The sequence below is a fragment of the Dyadobacter sp. CY345 genome (assembly GCF_021502725.1).
Lineage (GTDB): Bacteria > Bacteroidota > Bacteroidia > Cytophagales > Spirosomataceae > Dyadobacter.
In genome coordinates this window covers 1,724,956-1,745,341 of the sequence record NZ_JAKFFS010000001.1, presented here as the reverse complement: position 1 = coordinate 1,745,341, position 20,386 = coordinate 1,724,956, and the positions used below count along the sequence as shown (strand labels likewise).

The 20,386-nt window shown below is 41.8% G+C and carries 18 protein-coding genes; 3 read left to right on the top strand and 15 right to left on the bottom strand.

The features are described from left to right. Positions 1 to 6: 6 nt before the first annotated feature. Complete coding sequence (locus tag L0657_RS07315) at positions 7 to 1,722, top strand: GMC oxidoreductase (RefSeq protein WP_235149783.1); 1,716 nt, start codon at positions 7 to 9, stop codon at positions 1,720 to 1,722. Between the two features lie 58 nt (positions 1,723 to 1,780). Here the strand turns inward: L0657_RS07315 and L0657_RS07310 are convergent, their stop codons facing one another. Genes L0657_RS07310 through L0657_RS07300 form a run of 3 tightly spaced genes read right to left on the bottom strand, consistent with a single transcriptional unit; the run spans position 1,781 to position 3,369 of the window. Next, positions 1,781 to 2,680, bottom strand: coding sequence for a helix-turn-helix domain-containing protein (locus L0657_RS07310; protein ID WP_235149781.1), 900 nt, complete (start codon positions 2,678 to 2,680; stop codon positions 1,781 to 1,783). A gap of 41 nt (positions 2,681 to 2,721) precedes the next feature. Further along, positions 2,722 to 3,180: a hypothetical protein gene (locus L0657_RS07305; RefSeq protein ID WP_235149780.1), complete on the bottom strand. Its 459-nt coding sequence runs from the start codon at positions 3,178 to 3,180 to the stop codon at positions 2,722 to 2,724. Positions 3,181 to 3,195: 15 nt separating this feature from the next. Next, the gene (locus L0657_RS07300) at positions 3,196 to 3,369 is read right to left on the bottom strand and encodes a hypothetical protein (protein WP_235149778.1); all 174 of its coding nucleotides are present in this window, start codon (positions 3,367 to 3,369) and stop codon (positions 3,196 to 3,198) included. A gap of 553 nt (positions 3,370 to 3,922) precedes the next feature. On the opposite strand from L0657_RS07300, the gene L0657_RS28145 reads away from it, so the two are divergent. Together L0657_RS28145 and L0657_RS07295 are read left to right on the top strand one after the other, a co-directional pair. Further along, the gene (locus L0657_RS28145; RefSeq protein ID WP_409015026.1) at positions 3,923 to 4,216 is read left to right on the top strand and encodes a putative toxin-antitoxin system toxin component, PIN family; all 294 of its coding nucleotides are present in this window, start codon (positions 3,923 to 3,925) and stop codon (positions 4,214 to 4,216) included. Between the two features lie 114 nt (positions 4,217 to 4,330). Further along, positions 4,331 to 4,816 (top strand): thioredoxin fold domain-containing protein, encoded by a 486-nt coding sequence (locus L0657_RS07295; RefSeq protein WP_235149776.1) that lies wholly within the window; start codon positions 4,331 to 4,333, stop codon positions 4,814 to 4,816. A 110-nt stretch (positions 4,817 to 4,926) separates the two neighbouring features. Here L0657_RS07295 and L0657_RS07290 read toward each other — a convergent pair whose 3' ends face one another. The 12 genes from L0657_RS07290 to L0657_RS07235 form a co-directional block, all read right to left on the bottom strand. Then, the gene (locus L0657_RS07290; protein ID WP_235149775.1) at positions 4,927 to 5,310 is read right to left on the bottom strand and encodes a DUF3037 domain-containing protein; all 384 of its coding nucleotides are present in this window, start codon (positions 5,308 to 5,310) and stop codon (positions 4,927 to 4,929) included. Further along, a complete protein-coding gene (locus tag L0657_RS07285) occupies positions 5,288 to 6,085 on the bottom strand; it encodes a HipA family kinase (RefSeq protein ID WP_235149773.1) in 798 nt (265 codons plus the stop codon). Before L0657_RS07285 ends, L0657_RS07290 begins: the two co-directional genes overlap by 23 nt. Positions 6,086 to 6,291: 206 nt before the next feature. Beyond that, a complete protein-coding gene (locus L0657_RS07280) occupies positions 6,292 to 7,962 on the bottom strand; it encodes a hypothetical protein (RefSeq protein WP_235149771.1) in 1,671 nt (556 codons plus the stop codon). 29 nt (positions 7,963 to 7,991) lie between these two features. Further along, positions 7,992 to 10,208 carry a hypothetical protein gene (locus tag L0657_RS07275; protein WP_235149770.1) on the bottom strand — a complete coding sequence of 739 codons (2,217 nt, stop codon included), beginning with the start codon at positions 10,206 to 10,208 and terminating at the stop codon, positions 7,992 to 7,994. Beyond that, the gene (locus tag L0657_RS07270; protein WP_235149768.1) at positions 10,201 to 11,418 is read right to left on the bottom strand and encodes a BatA domain-containing protein; all 1,218 of its coding nucleotides are present in this window, start codon (positions 11,416 to 11,418) and stop codon (positions 10,201 to 10,203) included. The genes L0657_RS07275 and L0657_RS07270 overlap by 8 nt, the downstream gene beginning before the upstream one ends. Beyond that, positions 11,418 to 12,326: a DUF58 domain-containing protein gene (locus tag L0657_RS07265; RefSeq protein WP_235149766.1), complete on the bottom strand. Its 909-nt coding sequence runs from the start codon at positions 12,324 to 12,326 to the stop codon at positions 11,418 to 11,420. Before L0657_RS07265 ends, L0657_RS07270 begins: the two co-directional genes overlap by 1 nt. Before the next feature lie 237 nt (positions 12,327 to 12,563). After that, a complete protein-coding gene (locus L0657_RS07260) occupies positions 12,564 to 13,547 on the bottom strand; it encodes a MoxR family ATPase (protein WP_235149765.1) in 984 nt (327 codons plus the stop codon). Positions 13,548 to 13,550: 3 nt separating this feature from the next. Beyond that, entirely contained in the window at positions 13,551 to 14,168 is a 618-nt protein-coding gene (locus tag L0657_RS07255; RefSeq protein WP_235149764.1) for a DUF4159 domain-containing protein, read from the bottom strand. Positions 14,169 to 14,222: 54 nt separating this feature from the next. After that, a complete protein-coding gene (locus L0657_RS07250; protein ID WP_235149762.1) occupies positions 14,223 to 15,560 on the bottom strand; it encodes a TldD/PmbA family protein in 1,338 nt (445 codons plus the stop codon). An 11-nt stretch (positions 15,561 to 15,571) separates the two neighbouring features. Continuing rightward, positions 15,572 to 17,209 carry a TldD/PmbA family protein gene (locus L0657_RS07245; protein WP_235149761.1) on the bottom strand — a complete coding sequence of 546 codons (1,638 nt, stop codon included), beginning with the start codon at positions 17,207 to 17,209 and terminating at the stop codon, positions 15,572 to 15,574. A 65-nt stretch (positions 17,210 to 17,274) separates the two neighbouring features. Then, positions 17,275 to 18,621, bottom strand: a complete 1,347-nt coding sequence (locus L0657_RS07240; protein WP_235149760.1) for a TldD/PmbA family protein — start codon at positions 18,619 to 18,621, stop codon at positions 17,275 to 17,277. Positions 18,622 to 18,711: 90 nt separating this feature from the next. Next, entirely contained in the window at positions 18,712 to 20,355 is a 1,644-nt protein-coding gene (locus L0657_RS07235; RefSeq protein ID WP_235149759.1) for a TldD/PmbA family protein, read from the bottom strand. Between the last annotated feature and the right edge of the window lie 31 nt (positions 20,356 to 20,386).

Here is a 20,386-nt window from a genome sequence, read left to right as displayed (position 1 = left end):
ATCACCATGAATTTAAATCTAAAATCAGATAAAACACATACATTCGATGCCATCGTAATCGGTTCGGGAATGACCGGAGGTATGGCCGCGAAAGAACTTACCGAACGCGGTTTGCAGGTTTTAATGCTCGAACGCGGACGGGAAGTGAAACATATTGAAGACTACGATACCGCCATGAAAGGCCCCTGGGAATTTGATCACCGGGGAAAAGTTTCGATCCAGTCAGCAGAAGAGTATTGGGCAAACAGCCGGTTCGGAAGTTTGGCGAATGAGGAAACAGCCGAGTTTTTTACTGACGATAAGAAAAATCCATACATAGAAAAACGTCCCTTTGACTGGATCAGGGCATATCATACGGGTGGAAAATCCATGCACTGGGGCCGGCAGTCTTACCGGATGAATAAAAATGATTTTGAGGCTAATGCAAAAGAGGGCATCGCGATCGACTGGCCGATACGTTATGAAGATCTCGAACCCTGGTATGCACATGTTGAAAAATTTGTAGGTATCAGCGGGCAGGCCGAAGGATGGGAAGTTTTGCCGGACGGTCATTATCTTCCAGCCATGCCAATGAGCGCGCCGGAAGTGTATTTTAAGGATACGATGATGAAAAAACTTAACCGACCGGTAACGATCGGAAGGGTTGCCAATCTTACCAAACCGCAGCCCTGGCATACCGAATTAGGCCGGGCATCATGCCAATACCGAAGTAAATGTTCCCGGGGATGTCCTTATGGCGGCTATTACAGTTCTTTATCGGGATCAATTCCGGCTGCAAGGAAAACCCAGAAATTAACGGTTTTGCATGATACCATCGCCAGCGAAATTATTTATGACGAAAAAACAAAAAAAGCAAAAGGTGTCCGGGTGATCAACCAGAACACCATGGCAGTTGAAGAGTTTTTTGCAAAAATTATTTTTTTGAACGCAGGTTCGATGAATTCTGCTGCCTTGCTCCTTAATTCTAAATCTTCACGTTTTCCAAACGGACTTGGCAATGACAGTGATCAGGTTGGGCGAAATATTATGGATCACCATCTTGGCGTCGGTGCAAACGCTACCGTCAATGGATTTGAGAACGACTATATTTTTGGACAACGACCAAATGCGCTGTACATTCCCAGATTCCGAAACTGGGGAAATGACAAAAGAGATTTTCTTCGTGGATACGGATATCAGGGCGGCGCAAGCAAAAGTGACTGGAAACGGGGCATCACGACCGATGGCTTTGGCGCAAGTTTTAAAGAAGATATGACAAAGCCAGGAACCTGGACAATGGGTTTTGGCGGTTTTGGAGAAATACTCCCGGATCCATCCAACAGGATGTTTTTGGATAAAGACAGAAAAGATAAATGGGGAATTCCGATGATCGTTTTTGACGCTGCTTTCGGAGAAAATGAATTGACCATGCGCAAAGATATGATGGCTTCGGCCGTGGAAATGCTTGACGCCGCGGGTTTTAAAAATGTCTCGGGATTTAACCGGACAGACACTCATCCAGGTTTAGGAATTCACGATATGGGAACGGCAAGAATGGGGAAAGATCCGAAAACCTCGGTTCTGAATAAGTTCAACCAGATTCATGAGTGCAAAAACGTCTTCGTTACGGATGGCGCCGCGATGGTTTCTTCTTCCTGCGTAAATCCATCAATCACTTATATGGCGATGACTGCAAGGTCAGCTAACCATGCGGTTGAAGAATTGAAAAAACAGAATTTGTAGGATATCGCTTTTAAGAAAAAAATCCCACAGTCAGATTTTGCAGTCTGACTGTGTGATTCTACATGGTTACCTCCATCCGGTAACCTATTCCATGCACCGCGGCGATTTTGATCTTGGAGTCTTCGGTTAGCATTTTCCTCAGTCTTGAAACAAAAACGTCAACACTTCTGCTCACAATTATACCTTCGTCTTCCCAAACCGATTTTAGAATAAAGTCACGTTCAAGAATTTTGTTTTGATTACTGGTAAACAGGTGAAGAAGCTTGGCTTCCCGGTAAGTCAGATTATAAGTTTTGCTTTCTGAGATTAGAATTAATTTGTTCATATCAAATGCAGAACTCCCGAAATTTATCTTGTTATCGATATAATCATGAAGTGAATCACTATCCGAGCCTGTATCCTTCTTGTTTCTTTTCCAAATAACAAAACCCAATCCTGCAAGCAAACTTCCAAGGGGCAAAATCCACCAGTTACTGGTTGCAGACGCCGTTTTCAATTCCGGATAAAAACTTACCTGCAAAACATAACAACCGCCATCTAATTTTCTTCCATTGCACGGTACGCCTTCTTTTTGATTTAAATCCTGAAAACTATAACCCAGAATAATCGTGCTGTTTTCGCAATGGAGTACCGAAACATCGTAGCCCTGATCTATTCCGTGAATTTTCAATGACTTCTGCAATAAATCAGGAAGGTTGTCATAATCAAAAAGCTTATCAATCCTTACTGCAAATGTGTTCGCGTCCAGTTGTTGAACCGGCGTAATTGTAGATATAGAATCTCCATTTTCGACAAGTAAAAGATGAGCAGTGCGACGCAAAGCAAGATTGACTTTTTCAGAAAACCGGACAGCATCGTTGTTTCCTGTTACTTTTTCAAGCGCTGAAAATATCAGAAAGATCATCACTAAAAAAGTGACTGTCGATGTTGTTTTCGGTCTGACAGCTCTTAAATTCATCCCTTCAAAATTTTATTATAAAATTATCAAAACAAACTCAACTAACATCCTCCCTTGTTTTTATTCAAAAATGGAAACCAGTTAAATGCCGGGAACAGCATAGAATAACGAACATATATTATTTTTCTACCCGAAATATTCGTCTTGTCCGCAGGTTCAATAATGATATCATCCCCCACTTTCGCCGATTCTAAAATCTGACTCAAATCAATACTACGGACTGAAAAATTATGTGTATAGGCATTTACGTCGACGATTTTTCCAGCTCGTCTAAGATAAGCGAAAAATGGCAATCCGGTTCTCGTGCCCGATTTTGAATTTATTTCGATCAATGTCAAACGCCCATTTCTTACGTGAACAAAATTTTCCGGCTTTGTCAATTTTCCATTAAGAAGCAATGAAATACCATTGTTCGTAGTATTTTTAGGTAGAGCGTCGGAAATTGAAACCGTCGATATATAAATCAGAATCACTAAAATTCTTTGGATCTTGTTTTTCATGGGTTCTAATTTATTTTATAAAACAAGAATTTTATTCCCGAGTTCACTTTTACCATTGTCACTATACGCACTGGCCACCATTTTGTTGTTTAGAAACACTGCCGAACAATTGCCGAAAGCTTTTTGTCCGATTGAAATTCCGCTGCTCATCAGCAGGAACGTGATTACCAAAAGACTGCCTTTTCTCATGATTTGTTGTTTTAAATGTAAATGAATTAAACTCTCAATGCATGACCAAAAGTAGGAAAGGCAAAATTTGCTTTGGTAAAAGGCTTGTAAAACATTGTTATGGAAATGTAAATGGTGGAAGTTTTTTTACTAATTCAGATTTACGCCCAAAATTTTTTATTTTTGTTAAGCTTTGGAAATGCAAGTAAATTCATATCATGATCCCGTCAAGTAACAGGCAAATAAGCAATCGCAAACTTAATGACATGCAGATAAGCATGTTACGACTGTTTGATCAAAATTTAAGCGAACTTGAAACACTTGAAGTTCGTAGGATATTGATGGACTTTTTTGACCAACGTTTGAAAGCCGAACTTGATAATGTATTAAGTAAAAAGTCCTATTCAGAAGACGATTACATAAAAATGCTCTCTGACGATAACTTTAAAACCAAATGATCCGTGTTGTAATTGATACGAATTGTTTGCGTGCTTCAATACCTCCGAAAAGTCCGTTTTACCAACTTTACGTCGATTTTAAGGCTGGCAAATTTGAGTGGTTCGTCAGCACGTAAATACTTCTGGAATACGACGAAATACTCACTAAAACATATTCCTCTAAAAGTTCACAGCTGGTTTTACACCAGCTTGCAATTGTTTCAAACGTAATTTTCACTGAACCTGCATTTAAATGGGGTTTAGTTTTGAACGATCCTGATGACAACAAATTTTCTGACCTTGCAATAAGTTGCGGCTGTGATTATTTAGTCAGTAACGACACTGATTTTGATGTGTTTAAACGGATAGCTTTTCCTGAACTTCGCGTTATCGATCTAATTTCGTTCCTCGAAGTTTTAAGACTTCAATAATGTCGTTCTTAATCATAATGAATCTGCTCGGTTTAAGGAAAGTCTTTCCGTTAGATCAATTTTACGTATCAAAAAGAATCCTATCTTGCAGCTTTGTTATAAATCATAATTCAGATGTCTAAAAAAATAATTCCTCTATTCCTGTTTATACTCCTTTCGGTTTCTGCATTTAGCCAAACGGGGGTTGGCACAAAGAAAATTGCACCGTTTCAGATGACGCTGACAAACGGAAAACCTTACAATTTTGCACAACTAATGCCGGGGCCGGTTGTCCTGATGTATTTTTCGCCTGACTGTGAGCATTGTCAGGATTTCACAAAAGCATTATTAAAAAACTACACGGTCATCAGTAATAAGCAACTGGTAATGATTACTTTTCAGTCGATGGAAATGATAAAAAAGTTTGAAAAAGACTACAATCTTGCTGCATATCCAAATATTAAAATCGGGACAGAAGGAACTTCTTACCTGGTACAAAAATATTATCAGATAAGATCATTTCCATACATCGCGATGTACGATAAAAGTGGAAAACACGTGAGAACTTTTGAAGGAGAACAGCCTTATACTGAAATATTTAAGGCATTAAAATCCTTTTAAGATAATCTTATGTAAAACAAAAAAAGCTTCGCCAAAAATATTGGACGAAGCTTTTTTATTGGTTCCTGACTCTACTAACGATATCAATACCAGACTGTCCATCCAAAATCTTAAAGCACCAGCTGTTGAAATAACTTATCTAACGTCTCACCCGCATCTTTACAAAAACCGGGATGAACTTTTGAGGTCTGTACAACCGTACTGCGTGTTGCAGTTAACCAGCGGAAACGAGAAGCAATTGGCAAACTTCCAATCGGCCCTGATTTCGTTCCTCCGATACATATTTTGTTCAATGAAAATAAATATTCGTCCACTTCCGATATGTCAAGAGAGCCTGAAAAAGCATGGAGACGGCCAGAATCGAGATTAAATTTACTTTGTAAAAAACCTTGTTTCTGACAATAAAGGATCACGCCAACATTTAGAAATTCTTCACGTTCGACTCTGGGTACGACGCGAATGACGGCGTACTCAAATAAGTGATGTTCTTGCATTCTGTGCTTCTTTTACAAATACTTCTGACACTGAAACTCTTGAAATTAAAAATCTTGCATAAGCCTGACGGTGCTCGTCTGCTGTCTCGAAAGGAGCGTCGCGCAGCAACCAGTCGTCCGGGATAAGTGAACAAATCGAGTAAATAAGATCGTCTGTCAATATTTCCCGAAATGTTTCGTCAACGGCTTCCAGTTCAGAAGCCTGCTTCAGCAAAACATGATCTTTCACCTGAACAAACGGTCGTTTGGCCTGCTCTTCCCAATTGGTCCAGGAGTGATGGAAATATAGCGCAGCACCATGATCGATCAACCACAATTCCTTATGCCACATGAGCATATTGGTGTTTCTCGCGGTTCTGTCAACATTGGTGAGAAGGCAGTCCAGCCAAACAATTTGAGAGGCCAGCTTCGAATCCACGGTGGTTACTTGTGCATCAAATGTGATCGCGCCGGACAAATAGTGCATGGCAAGATTGAGGCCTGTACTTGCTTTTAAAAGATCCTGGATTTCCTCGTCTGGTTCTGTCATGCCAAACATTTCGTCCAGATTTGCGAACACTATTTCCGGGATTCTCAGTCCCAGGGCACGGGCAATTTCGCCACCGATTATTTCAGAAATCAAAGCTTTTACACCTTGTCCGGCGCCACGAAATTTCAAGACGTAAAGAAAGTCATCGTCCGCCTCAGCAATGGCAGGCAGTGAACCCCCTTCTCGCAAAGGTGTGACATAACGTATTACATTGACGGTTCTTAATTGAGGTCCGTTTTCACTCATATCGTTTATAATTTCAAAATGATGCGTAATCTCCATTCAAATGATGGAAAGCAATATTTCGCAAATCATAAAAGTAGGTGTTTTTGATTTTAAATGTCAAAAAAATGAACGTCGATTGCTTATGGGCAGCCTAATTGTCTGGATTTTCATTTCGGTGCGCTCCACCTTTGGAAAGGCAATGGCGCAATTATTTGCAGACAAAAATTCTAATTAAATTTCGGCTCTAACCAAAGTGCAGTAAGACTTCCCAGAATAGCCAGAAACCATATCCAATCCGGGATACGACTTTCGTTTAATGGCTGAGATTTCGGATCAGATAAGTGTGCCGAATCTAAAAGATTTGATTGCAGATTCATGCGGGATTTCACGAAATCTTCAACCAGCTTACTTTGATAAATTGGGTTAAAATTTAAGCTGTCACTAACTGAAATTTCCGAATCGTCCGCTAACGTTACCCAGGAAGATTTTGCAGGTGTGTAACTTGCGTCGGCTGTTTGGCCGTTAATCGCGGAATAATTCAAAAATAAGGTATCCTTCCCAATCTCAACTGAGCCAGGATTTCCTGCCATATTATTAAATTTCAATTCTGTATGAATCCCTTTATAAACAGGTGCCAACACTTCAATGTTTGTCTTATAAGCAGGATGAATAGCGGCTAAAACGGAAGTCCAGATATTGCCATAGAGCAAACTATCGCCATTCAGCATGGTAGGAAAAGTTTCGTTCAACAAGCTCACAGCAACCTTTCCAGCACTTTTTTCAATAGCAACAGGATATTTTGGCAAATGGATATAACTATTTGATTTAGCAAAGTCGAATGGCAATTTCGTAAGTTCCCCAGTTACAGGCAAGGCCTCCTCATTTGAGACTTTTTTAATCAGTAACTTCGTTCCCAAAGCAGAATTTATGGAAGTAATTTCTGTGGAAGGATTGGTAAGATTTATAAGTAAAATGCTCTTTCCTGCATTAAAAGCTTTTTTAATCTCAGCCTTTCCTGCGTTTTTTGGATCGGTGATGATGATATCCGGATTCCCTGTTTTATTGATAGTCAGTTTACTACTAATATCTTTTGAAAGGCTGGTAGAAATTTCAACAGCATGACCTTGATTGGCAAGCCAGGTTGCCAAGGTTTTGCTTTCGAAATCAGGATTATCTAATATGAATTTGAACGTCAAGGTTGGCAGCGACTGAGCAAAAAACTGAATTTCGCCAAGATTCTTGTCGCCCAAAAATAGATTTACATTTGTCCGCCTTTCGGTAAAGACCGGAAACGACAGATTGAAATATTGCTGTCCTTTTTCAAGTTTTAAACTATCCAAAACCTGGTTACCAAATTTGACTTTGACCCATTGGACATCAGACAAACGTAGAGCCCCTGTAATTTTCTGAAGCTGGCCTTTTCTTAGTATACCTTTCCATGAAATTGATTGTATCTGATTTTCAGGGAAATAAGGAATCCAGTTAATACGACTTCGGGTTGGCAATGACTGGCTAAGTCTGGCAAAAAAGGTTGGACTGAAATCCTGCCCCACCAGGGTCAGCGTATCAAAATATTTCCCTTTGAAATTACTTTCCGAAAAAACTTTACTGACCCGCAAACTATCCTTTATCCTGGCAATTTCTTTCTCAGGAAAATCATTTCCAACAACGAGAATTTGGTTTGATAAGACGTTTGATTTGAAAATTGGTTGAAAAATAAATGCAGCGATAACCAACCATAACAAAAGGTTGAGCCCAATTTTGACATTCAATTTTCGCCTGAGAACTTGCCCTGAGCTCCGCGACAGAAGCCAGGCCTGCAAGCCACCAAGAAGGAAAAGAAGCAGGATCAGTACCAGGTTGAGTGGAGCGAACCAGTCAAAATCAAATGCAATCATACGTTGTCACCGGGTCGGATTCACCCAATTTATTTAAGTTTCTTCCAGAATATATTTTCCAGCTTTTTTTCACTGGCATAAGAACGGGTGCTTTGTAAACCAGTGCCTGCCCTCTTATAAAGTTCCGTTTTTAGCTGCTGTTTTTCTTTTGCCGAAATCACTTTTCCACCAATCACTTTCTGCAAGGAACTAAGTACCGGCCAGTTTTGCATCCCGCCGTTAAACGGGCCGTTGTTGATTAATTGATTTGATAAGCGGGTTCCGGCATTTTGAAACTTAGCTTGTTGTGCAGTATTCATTTTTTCATATTCCAGATAACCCAAAACCTCAGCCACCAATTGCTCTGTCCGGATTTTGTCTACCGTTTTCTCCTGATTAAAACTCTTGCTTAAATCAGTCAATTCTCCGCTTAACCGCTTCTCCTTTTCTTTAATCGGAGGCGGGTCGTAGCTGCTTTTTTTCACAAATGCACGCGCTTTGTGTTGGGCCTGTTTCAAGTATTCGAGTGCTTTATTTTCAAACGGCAAGGCCTTTTCCGGTTCAAACATACGCAAATGCAACTCCGACTGCCACATTTGTTCCAAGGCCATTTTAAGTAAACTCTTCGTCGACTGTTCATGAAAAGTATTGACTTCTGCATCGTCATGGGCATGCACATATTGCTCCATAAGCTCGGCAATGGCGTCCTTTGAACCTGCATCGGCGTGACTTTCATGTTCAAGATGATGCTCTTCAGGCTGTGACTTTCGATTTTCAGCCGCCTCTCCTTCTGAATCTGACTTATGTGTGAATTTATCCAGAATATTCTCTTGATGACCTTCGTCGTGTGGAGCATCACCTCCCCCGCCGCCAATATTTTGTTCAAATTCTTCTCCTAAAAACTGACCGTAGCGTAACCGCAAAACCTTCTGGTCAAAACCTATTTCATTCGAAACACTATTAAATTCTTCTTTTTTAATTTTCTTGCGTCTGGCAATCAGTTTTTCAGTATCGATAATAATCTGGCGCTGACTTCTGAAATATTCCGGAACTGTGTTAACCGACATTGTTGCAAGCTGCGATTCCTCGACCTGCGCGGTGTCCTTATAAACAATAAAATAAGTATCTGATTTTGTGAAATTGGCTTCCGGCTCTTTGTTATCAATAGCTGCCCAATAATAATAGAGTTCGTCGCCAGGTGTAAAATTCAATGCTTTCAGATCGATGGATTGAGTCAGTTTTGCTTCTTTAAAATTAGAAGGTGTAAGCGGAAATTTCATCTCCCGAAATTTGACATTTTCGCCGGACCCGCGTGCCAAAGTTGCGACAATGAAAGCTTGTTTCACCTTGAAGTCATCTGAAATCTTTGCTGAAACTTGAATCGTTTTATTGTCTTTCAAAAAATGATACTGATATAATTCTTTTGAAGCCGGTTCTATTTTTGGAGCAAGATCCGGCTTCGCTTCCAGTTTGTAAAAGTCTGATTGGTATACTAATGAATCTTTCCAATACGCCTTGATCGAATATAGTCCTGAACCAGCCAACTTATCCTGATATGAAAATAATCCATTCGATTTCCTAAATAACTGCTCATCTCCTCGACTATTGGCCAACCGAACCGATAAATTTTCCTGATGGCTGAACGTAACATCCCATTTCAAAAATGAGCCGAAAATTGCACTGACATTCAAATCTTCGCTTTTTAACTTCGGTAAGCCCGTATATGCTGGTGGACTTATACTGACAGAAGCTGATTCAAAAGTGGGCGGAATTGATACAATTGCCTTTTCTCCATTTTTTGTTTTATTTAAAATATCACCGGGACTATTTGTCGAAAAGTTAAGTTGCGGATATAGGTTATAAAAAACCAGTGAGAACAGAAACATGACTGCATAGATCATTGTTCCGTCGTAAAGATTCCGAAAGTGAAAACTTGTGGCGGAAATATTTTTATTAAGCCTTTCCAACTGTAATTGTTCAGCAATATTGAGTTCCTCCTTTTCCAGCAAATGTAGACTGTACTCCGACTCATTCACGGTTCTGTGTATCCAGTTTATGGCCTGAGGTTTTTTACTTTGATACAATTTCGTCAGATAAGCACCGATACAAAGCCCGACTAATCCCGCGATAACGGGCCAAACAACAGAAGATTTTTCAAAAACAGATGCGAGGACAAATGCCGAAACAGCCAGCAACATACACCTGATGAAGGCGTTTGCATAGAGCTGTGTCGTTACAGAATTGATTAATTTTCTTAGTTCATACATAACTTTTCTGTATCGTTTTCTTTAACGCCATCCAGCGTTCAAGAATTAGTAAGATTAGAAAATTGATCAGAAACCAGGGTCTCAGATTACCTTCAACATTTCCGTCCAAAGGTTTTGCCCGAACAAAAAACGAATTAATCTGTTGATTGCTTAATATTCCGTTTGAATCGCCAAGACCAAAATGTTTAGTAAGTAATTCTCCAAGATATTCGGGCAGTTGGCCTGAATTTACCATTTCTGATGTCTGAATACGAAGCGAATCGGCCAAGACAGCAACATTGGGAAGATCAACAGATAAACACCTGGCACCCTTTCCTGACAATACATAAAGCGCGTCCGGAATAATCTTTTCTATTTTTTGATCCGTCAATATCCAGTCGTATTTCTTACGGGCATCGGCTACCTCATCAATTTTAAAGGGCAAAGAATAAACTGCTCCAAGAGCGCCTAACGCTGCTTGCACCGTCTGCCGTTCAGCCTTGTCTTTATAGTCAATCAAAATTTTTAATTCTCCCGAATGTGCCGGATAGGACGCCAATTTTGGTAAGTTCCCAGACTTCGCGTCAGAAGTATGCAATTTTCCATTATCGACAAAGAGCTTTCTGTCATTTCCTAAGTCCAGGTAATTATGAATATAACTTTGCGAAGAATCAATGGCTGTGTGTATTGTGTAATCGCCAGGTATGTAAATTTTTGGCTGATCGAATATTTTCTGGTTATTAAGCAAGTAGATATCAAGCGTCGCACCGGGCTTACCTACTTTGTTAACAACATCCTGCAAATACCGGACCCCACTATTTTGTTGATTGTTAACCGAAGATAAATCTTTTATTTCTTCACGGGAGTCATTTATCCAGTAAACCTTCTCACCATTTTTTAACGCTTCTTCCAGTTCAAAACGGTAATGATCAGACAGATAAACTGATGGATCGACCAAATGTATCCTTTCTGAATGTTCTGCTTTTTTAAACCATTCCAAAACCGGCTGGGTCATTAAAAATACGAGAAGCAAGACCAACAGACAGCGAACAATTAACAACGGCAGGTTGTCAAGGCGAAACCCGCGGCTTTGTTGCTGGCTTTTGTCAATCAGCCATTGCATAGCAGCCCAGTCCAGTTCTTTCCCTTTTTTTTGATGCCAAAAATGGATAAAAACCGGAATGACAATTGCCAAAGCACCCCAAAACATGAAAGGTTGTAAAAAAGTCATCAGCCCTTTCTTTTCGTTAAAAATTCTTTTAAAACCATCCCCAGCGGATCACTTAGTCTCGCCTGAACCAGATTTACATGTGGGATACGGAGTTCTTCTTCCAGCATATCAAAATATGCTTTTGATGATTTTTGGAATTCATCCCGCACAGCTTCCGCCTGCAATTCGATTTCTTTTCCCGTTTCCAGATCCCGAAAACGGAAGAATCCAGTCAAATTAAAATTCAATTCATTATCACCCAAAATCTGAAAAATGACAATTTCCCTCCGCGGACTTGCAATGGATTTGATCAATGTCAGCCACTCCTCACCCACTTGAAGAAAGTCAGTAACAAAAACCAGCTGTTCTTTACTTTTTGTCGCAAATTCAGGAAACTGTAACTTTCCAGTATCGGCATTTGCTGAACGCCATTCTCCTGATGCCAATGTTTTTTGTAAACCAAACAAAATTTTGTTGAACGACTGTTTCCCGGAAGTCGAAGCACCACTGGCAAGACTGTTCACTTTACCGTCCTGCAAAGCATATAAACTCATCTGATCGTTCTGGATGTATCCCAAATAAGCGAGCGACGCGATTAAAAGCTTGGCATATTCCAGACGGCTCATCCCGTTTTCAGCATAATTCATTGAACCTGAAAGATCTAGCAAAAATCGGATCTGACGATTACTCTCAGCCGAAGATTCTTTCACCAAATGTTTATCCGTTCTGGCAAACAATTTCCAGTCGATCCGTTTAGGATCATCGCCGGGCTCATAATGTCGGTACTGCTCAAATTCTGTCCCCATACCCGATCGCTTGCTGGCATGCACACCAAGCATAAGTTCTTCACTCACCAGTTTTCCAACCAGTTGAAGATTCCCGAGTTTGATCAAGTCGGCGGCAAGAAGACCAGTACGTTTCTGGGACATAGGTTTTTTGGGCTTTCGGCGGTCGGCGATCGGCTGTCAGATTTTGGCATGACCAAACTGATAGCTTACTGTCGGGCCGGGATTTTACTTGAATTTAGCTTTTAGCTTTCGGCGGTCAGATTTTGGCGTAACCAAACTGATAGTATTTTCAGACCGTTTGTTTCGTTTAAGATTTAGCTGTTGGCTTTCCAACGCTGAATTATCAGCAAGCCGATTGCCGAAAGCCGACCGCCGAAGTCATTCCAAGTTTTTAATTAAATCTGCAATTACATGATCCGAAGTAATATATTCTGCTTCCGCACGGAAGTTCATTGAAATTCGGTGTCTTAAAATGGGATAGGCAAGCGTATGAATGTCTTCGGGAATAACAGAAAATCGTTCGTTCAAGACCGCTCTCGCTTTTGCACAAAGGACAAGCGCCTGTCCTGCTCTAGGACCCGCCCCCCAATCACACCATTGTTTTACGTAATTTGAAGGACTGCCTTCAGGCCTTGTCGCGCGAACCAACCTGTTAATAAAGCTGATCTGATCATCGCTGATATGGACCTGGCGTGTCAGTTTCTGAAGCTGGACGATATCGATATCATTTAAGATCCGGTCAATTTCGATACTCTGAAAACCGGTAGTATTTTTCAATACGTCCAATTCTTCCTGCTCGCTTGGATAACTCAGTTTGATATACAATAGAAAACGGTCGAGCTGAGCTTCGGGCAACGGATAGGTACCGGATTGTTCGATCGGATTTTGGGTCGCAATGATTAAAAATGGATTTGGTAAAGCGTAATTTGTCCCGGCGTAGGTAACACTTTTTTCCTGCATGGCTTCCAAAAGTGCCGCCTGCGTTTTTGGTGGAGTTCGATTGATCTCATCCGCAAGCACCACATTGGCAAAAATCGGCCCCTGGTTAAACTTGAAAAACTTCTTGCCCGTGTCGTGATCTTCTTCAAGAATTTCTGTTCCGACAATATCTCCGGGCATCAAATCAGGTGTGAACTGAATCCGTTTGAAACTCATATGCAGAGCCTCCGACATCGTTTTCACCATCAGTGTTTTTGCGAGTCCCGGCACGCCTTCAAGCAAACAATGACCGCCAGCCAAGAGAGAAATCAGAATTTCATTGATAGCATCTTCCTGCCCTACAATAACTTTTCCTATCTCTTTTTTAAGAAGTGGCAGCTTCGCCACCAACGCTTTATAATGGGTTAGTTCCTGTGTTTCCAATCGTTAAGCGGTTAAAGCATACATGACAATATTGACACCAAACCTGGTGTTGTCGACTGCCAAAAAACGTTTATTTCTAAAATCATAATCCCATTCGCAGCCGTAATCCTTATTGCTGTAAAGCACTCCAATCCGTCCGTTGATCGTAATCGCTTTCAGATAATCATGCACCAAATCGTCTCCCCAGCCATTCAGTTCAAACGAGGTCGTTGGCGGACCTTCTTCAAAATGGAAGAAACTGTTATAAATCGGATGGTTATTCGGGATTTTTTGTAAAGCCTTTGGACCGAACGTTCTGGACATTTCCTGTTCAAAACTTTTGGCAAACAATCCGTCAATGTCATGATTACAGTCATCAACAAAAACAAAACCGCCGTTCTGCACATAACGCTTGAAATGGTCACGTTCCTGCTGAGAAAATTCAACGAGTTTGTGTCCGCTCAGATAACAGAACGGACTTTTAAAAATTTCATTACTGCTAAGCAATACCACTTTTTCTTTCTCGTCAATCGGAATCGTCGTATACTCCACAAGCGAATGCAGCAGATTCGACGGCATGCGCTGATCGGTATCCCAGTTCCCTGAGGTATATTGAAGACGGGTAAAGAAAAACGGTTTCATAAGTTGGAGAAATATCTTTACAGCGAAAATCAAATTTTCACTGTAAACTAGAATTTAAACGGCGTCCGAAAGTGACGAAAAAGTAAATTCCCGGATTTTCATCGGTGGAATCAGATAATTCTGATTGGTTTCCGTACTGACCACCCTTTCTGATTTTCCAAGTGTTTCAAGATTATTGAGCATAATCACAGGACTTTCATTAAAACGGAAGTTCTTGACCGGATGTTTGATCTTTCCATTTTCAATATAAAAAGTCCCATCCCGCGTCAGTCCGGTAAGCAATAAAGTCTGCGGATCAACTTCGCGGATATACCACAATTTCGTAACCAGAATTCCCTGTTTCGTGGAAGCAATCATTTCTTCCAGCGTGGCCGTGCCGCCTTCAACAATCATATTGTTTGGATATGGAACAGGTTTGACACCTTTCTTTCGAGCCCAGTAACGTGAATAAGCCATATTCTTCACAACGCCTTTTTCTATCCAACTGGTCTTTTCCATCACCTGTCCGTCGCCAGCCCAGGGTGAAGATGGCAATTCTGGATGTGCCGGATCGGAATAAATATTAATCCGCTCGTCCACTATTTTTTCGCCCAGCTTCGTCTTTCCACCCTGTTTACTAAGGAAAGACCGGCCTTCATCAGCGCTGCGGGCGTCGATATTGAAGAAAATATTTTCCAATAAAACAGCCGCTGCTGTTGGTTCTAAAATAACGGTATACTTTCCAGGTTCAAGGGCTTTCGCTCCCAACGAACCTTTCGATTTTTGAATCGCTATTTTGGTCGCAGCCTCGATATCCAGTTTGGATACATCGCTATAACCGCGGGCAACATAACCTGAACCTGTTCCGTCGGGCGTCCTTACGGTTAGTGAAAAATTGACATTCGTGCTTGGATAATAGGCAAAAAGCTGCTTAGAATTAAGCATTGCAGAATATCCATGCTGATCTTCCCAGAAACCAGCCGCTGCAAGGTTTTGTGCTCTCGACAATTCCAGACTTTTGGCAACGGCACCTGCACGAAAATCAGGCGTTATCTTTGCAGTTGAATCAAAAAAACCTGATGACTCTTTATATTGCTGCGGTGCCAGAACACCAACGTATTCAGGATTTTCAGGAGCAAGCTGCGCCAATTCTTCCGATTGACGAACAACTTTCTGAAAAGCTTCTTCACTGAATTCGTTCGTTGTGGCAACACCCACTTTTTTCCCAAAAGCCGACTGAACGACCAGATTCTGCGTTAATTGCGATCCACTGGTTGACACTTCATTTCTCGCGTACCGGATATTTCCACTTTTTTCCCCCGAAATATTGATCTCACATTCGTCCGCTTTGGAATATTTTAAAACCTTTTGTAACAAAGCTTTCGCTTCTTCCTCGGTTAATATTACTGCCATTTTTATATCTGTTAAATCTTTCTGGCTGTATTAATTACGTTAACGCCGTTGAATCTTGCCGTTGAACTTCCGTGTGACACCGCGCTCGATTGGGACGGCTGTCCTTTTCCATCAAAAAAAGATCCGCCAAGACGATAATCTCTGTCGTCACAAACCTTCACGCACGAATTCCAGAATTCCTGGGTATTGGATTGATACGCAACGTCTTTCAACATACCGGCAATTTTACCGTCCTTAATTTCATAGAACAGCTGACCGCCAAACTGGAAATTATAACGCTGCTGATCAATCGAAAACGAGCCATCTCCGATGATATAAATTCCCTTTTTCACATCTTTAATCATCTCTTCAACCGAAAGCGGCGTTTTACCGGAAGCCAGCGAAACGTTCGCCATACGCTGGAACTGCACCGAGCTCCAACTGTCGGCATAACAACAGCCGTGTGACTCTTTTTCACCGATAATTTTGGCCTGATCACGGATTGCCTGATAATTAACCAAAACTCCGTCTTTTACCAAATCCCACTTTTTCGTATTTACGCCTTCGTCGTCCCAGCCAACTGCACCTAATGAACCCACCTGGGTTTTGTCAGCAATCAAATTAACCTGATCACTTCCGTATTTAAATGATTTCGATTGCCATTTGTCCAAAGTTGCAAAGGAAGTTCCTGCAAAATTCGCTTCATAACCAAGTACACGATCAAGTTCCAGCGGGTGACCAACCGATTCGTGGATCGTAAGCCAAAGGTGAGACGGATCCAGAACAAGGTCATATTTACCTGCCTCAACTGACTTCGCACTCAACTTCATTTTTGCCTGCTGAGCCGCAGAAGTTATATCTTCCAGCATATCATAACCCATGTTATAACGGGTCGTGATTCCTGAAATTTTATCTTTCGGATTGGTTTGTAAATAGTCGTAACCCATACCCATCGGTGCGCTCAGCGAATTCCGGGTTTGAAATTTACCCGAAGCAGGATCAATCGCGGTGACTGTAAAATTTGGCCACATTCTATGAACGTCCTGATCGATATATGAGCCGTCAGTCGAAGCAAAGTATTTCTGTTCGTTTACCATGAAAAGAACAGAATTGACATAATTTGCGCCGTTTTTCATTGCCGCATCATTTACACCAAGCAACAGATCAACTTTTTCCTTTACAGGCACTTCAAACGCATTTTTCTTAATCGGTGCTTTCCAGCTTACCTCACCAAATCCTTTCTGCGGAGCCAGTTCCACCGGCTCTTTCATTAATTTCGAATTTGCTTTTGCAATCGCGACCGCATCTTCCGCAGCTTTTGCAATCTGCGCATCACTTTGCGCATCAGCCACCGCCGCAAACCCCCAGCATCCGTTGGCAATTACCCGAATACCAACACCATAAGATTCAGTATTGACAATATTTTGAACCTTATCCTCTCTCGTAATTACAAACTGGTTCAGGTAACGCCCAATCCGGACATCCGCGTAAGTCGCTCCTTTCGATTTCGCTGCGTTAAGTGCCGCATCTGCCAATCTTTTTTTAACAGCAACATCAAGCCAAGGCTCCATTAAAGCCTCCGGCGAAACGGTTCTGCCGCTGGCAAAACCAGGTAACATCATTGCTCCGGTTCCAAGTCCGGCCATTTGGATAAAGTCGCGTCGGTTCAAGTTGAGTCCCTCCTTTTTAGTTTCGAATAATGATTAAAAAATAAACTGAATGTTGCATCCGACGGCTAAACAGCATCCGACAAACTCGTAAACGTGAAGTCACGAATCTTCAGCGGAGGTATCAGATTCCCGCTGGCTCTCATCGGTTTCCCTGCTGCTTCGAGATTATTCAGCATGATCACCGGACTCTCGTTAAAGCGGAAATTCTTTACAGGATATTTAATTTGCCCATTTTCAATGTAAAAAGTGCCGTCGCGGGTTAGGCCTGTATAAAGCAAAGTTTGCGGATCCACCGCGCGGATATACCAAAGACGTGTGACTAAAATTCCTTTTTCAGTCCCTTTAATAAGGTCAGCCAGAGATTCCGTCCCGCCCGCAAAAATAAAACCGGACGGTGGAGCAATTGCTTTAACACCCTTTTTCTCAGCCCAATAACGGGAATAGTACATATTTTTCACAACACCATTTTCCACCCAAACGACTTTTTCCTGCGCACGTCCGTCGCTTCCGCCACCGCCAAAACGGCCACCTCCTCCACCAAACGGAGAACCCGGAATTTCCAGATTTTGAGGATCTGAATAGATGTTCACGCGTTCGTCAAAAAGTTTTTCACCCAATCGTGTTCCGCCTCCTTTTTTCCCTAAAAAGCTCCTTCCTTCATCCGCATTACGCGCATCCATGCTTCCCATCATATTTTGAAGCAGATCAACGGCGGCGGTTGGTTCAAGAATTACAGTATATTTTCCAGGTTCCAGAGCTCTTGCTTTCGAAGAAGCCTGTGCTTTTTGAATGGCAACTTCCGTCGCCAGCGCAGTATCCAGTTTTGATACGTCGTTGTAATCACGTGCTGCATAACCTGAACCTAATCCATCATTGGTTCTAACAGTAATAGAAAAATCAACAGAGGTAGCTTTGTTGTACCCAAAAAGCCCCTTACTGTTCGCCAAGGCCGAAAAACCGGTTCGATCTTCCCAATAGCCGGCCGATGTAAGATCTTTTTTAACGCAGGGATCAATGCTTTTAAAAGCCGCTTCTGCTCTGAAATCAGGATTGATTGCCGCGGTACTTTCAGCAAAAGAATTGATATCCAGATAATTTTGAGGTCCAAGCATAGGTACATATTCCGGATTTTCGGGAGCCAGCTGAGCAATTTCCTCCGCACGCCTTACCGTTTTTTCCAACGACTTATCATCAAATTCGTTGATGGTCGCCGTTCCGGATTTCTTGCCATATACGGACGTAACGGAAAGGCCAAGGTTCGTCGCCTCTCCACTCGTCGAAACCGAATTTCTGGCATACCGAATGTTGCCGACGCGGCTCCCCGTAAGGCCAACGCTCATTTCATCTGACTTTGAAAAGGCCAGCACTTTGTCCATTATTTGCTTTGCTTCCTCCTTGGATAAGACAGCCATATTTATTTTTTTAATATTGAAAAACAGTCAATTAAGCACGCATGAATTATTTAACTATATCACTTCCTTACTGATCTCAAAGAATCAGTATCAGATTTTCCTCGCTGTATTGATGACATTAACGCCGTCAAAACGTGTCGTCGCACTTCCGTGTGATACTGCGCTGACCTGAGACGGCTGCCCTTTTCCATCAAAGAAAGAGCCAAAGGTCCGGTAATCGTCTTTATCACAAAGCTGTGAACATGAGTTCCAGAATTCCTGGGTATTGGATTGATAGGCAACGTCGTCAAGCATCCCAACAATTTCTCCCTTCTTGATTTCATAGAAAACCTGACCGCCAAACTGGAAGTTGTAGCGTTGCTGATCAATGGAATAAGACCCTCTCCCGATGATATAAATACCCTTTTCAACACCTTTGATCATATCCAGTACGCTGCGTTTTTCAATGCCTGGTTTTAGGGAGATGTTCGGCATACGCTGAAATTGAACTGAATCCCAGTTGTCCGCATAACAGCATCCGTGTGATTCCTTTTCGCCGATGATTTTTGCCTGATCACGAATCGCCTGATAATTTACCAAGATACCGTCCTTGATAATATTCCATTCCTTAGCAGGCACACCTTCATCGTCATACCCAACTGCGCCCAAAGTATGCGGCTGCAATCTGTCCGCAACAATGTTCACATGTTTGCTTCCATAATTAAAATTTTTCGATTGCCATTTATCTAATGTCGCAAAACTGGTTCCTGCATAATTGGCCTCGTAGCCAAGCACGCGATCCAACTCTGTCGGGTGGCCAACTGATTCGTGAATTGTTAGTCCCAAATGGTTTGGATCCAGAACCAGGTCATATTTACCTGGCAAAACCGATTTAGTTGTTAATTTTTCTTTCGCCTGTTTCGCCGCAGTTATGGCGTCTTCTACCATATCGTACGAATTTCTATAACCGACCAACCCGTTTGGCCCGGCAATTTTTTCAGATGCGAGTCCGTCCAGATACTCATAGCCCATACCCATCGGCGAACTGATCGCGTCACGGGTTTTAAACTTTCCGGCAGCTTTGTCAATCGCGGTGACGGTGAAAGTTGGCCAGATCCGGTGAATATCCTGATCAATATAGGATCCGTCCGACGATGCAAAATATTTTTGCTCATTTATAAAAAACAGGTTCGAAGTAACAAAGCCAGCACCGTTTTCCATCGCCCTGGAATTGACCTTCATCAAAAGATCAATTTTCTCTTTTGGCGCGATTTCAAATGCGTTTTTCTTAACCGGCGTTTTCCAGGAAACCTCTCCTACTCCTTTTTGCGGCGCAAGCTCGACAGGCTCTTTCTGAAATTTTGAATTTGCTTTTGCAATGGAGACCGCCGTTTCCGCACATTTCGCTATGCCTTCGGGCGTTACGTCACTCGTCGCAGAAAAACCCCAGGTTCCATTGGCAATAACCCGGATACCAACGCCATAGGATTCAGCGTTGACAATATTCTGTACTTGTTTTTCACGGGTGAAAACGTACTGCTGCAAATAACGTCCAATACGGACATCAGTATAAGACGCGCCTTTATTTTTAGCTGCATTCAACGCGATGTCTGCTAATTTTTTCTTGATGGCAACATCAACTCCCGGTTCAAGCAAATGCTCACTTGAAACAATACTCCCAAGTACAGGCACGGAAGGCAGCATCAAGGCGCCTATTCCCAAACCCGACATTTGCATAAAATCTCTTCTTTTCATTCGTTGCAGCTAAACTGTATAATTATACGAT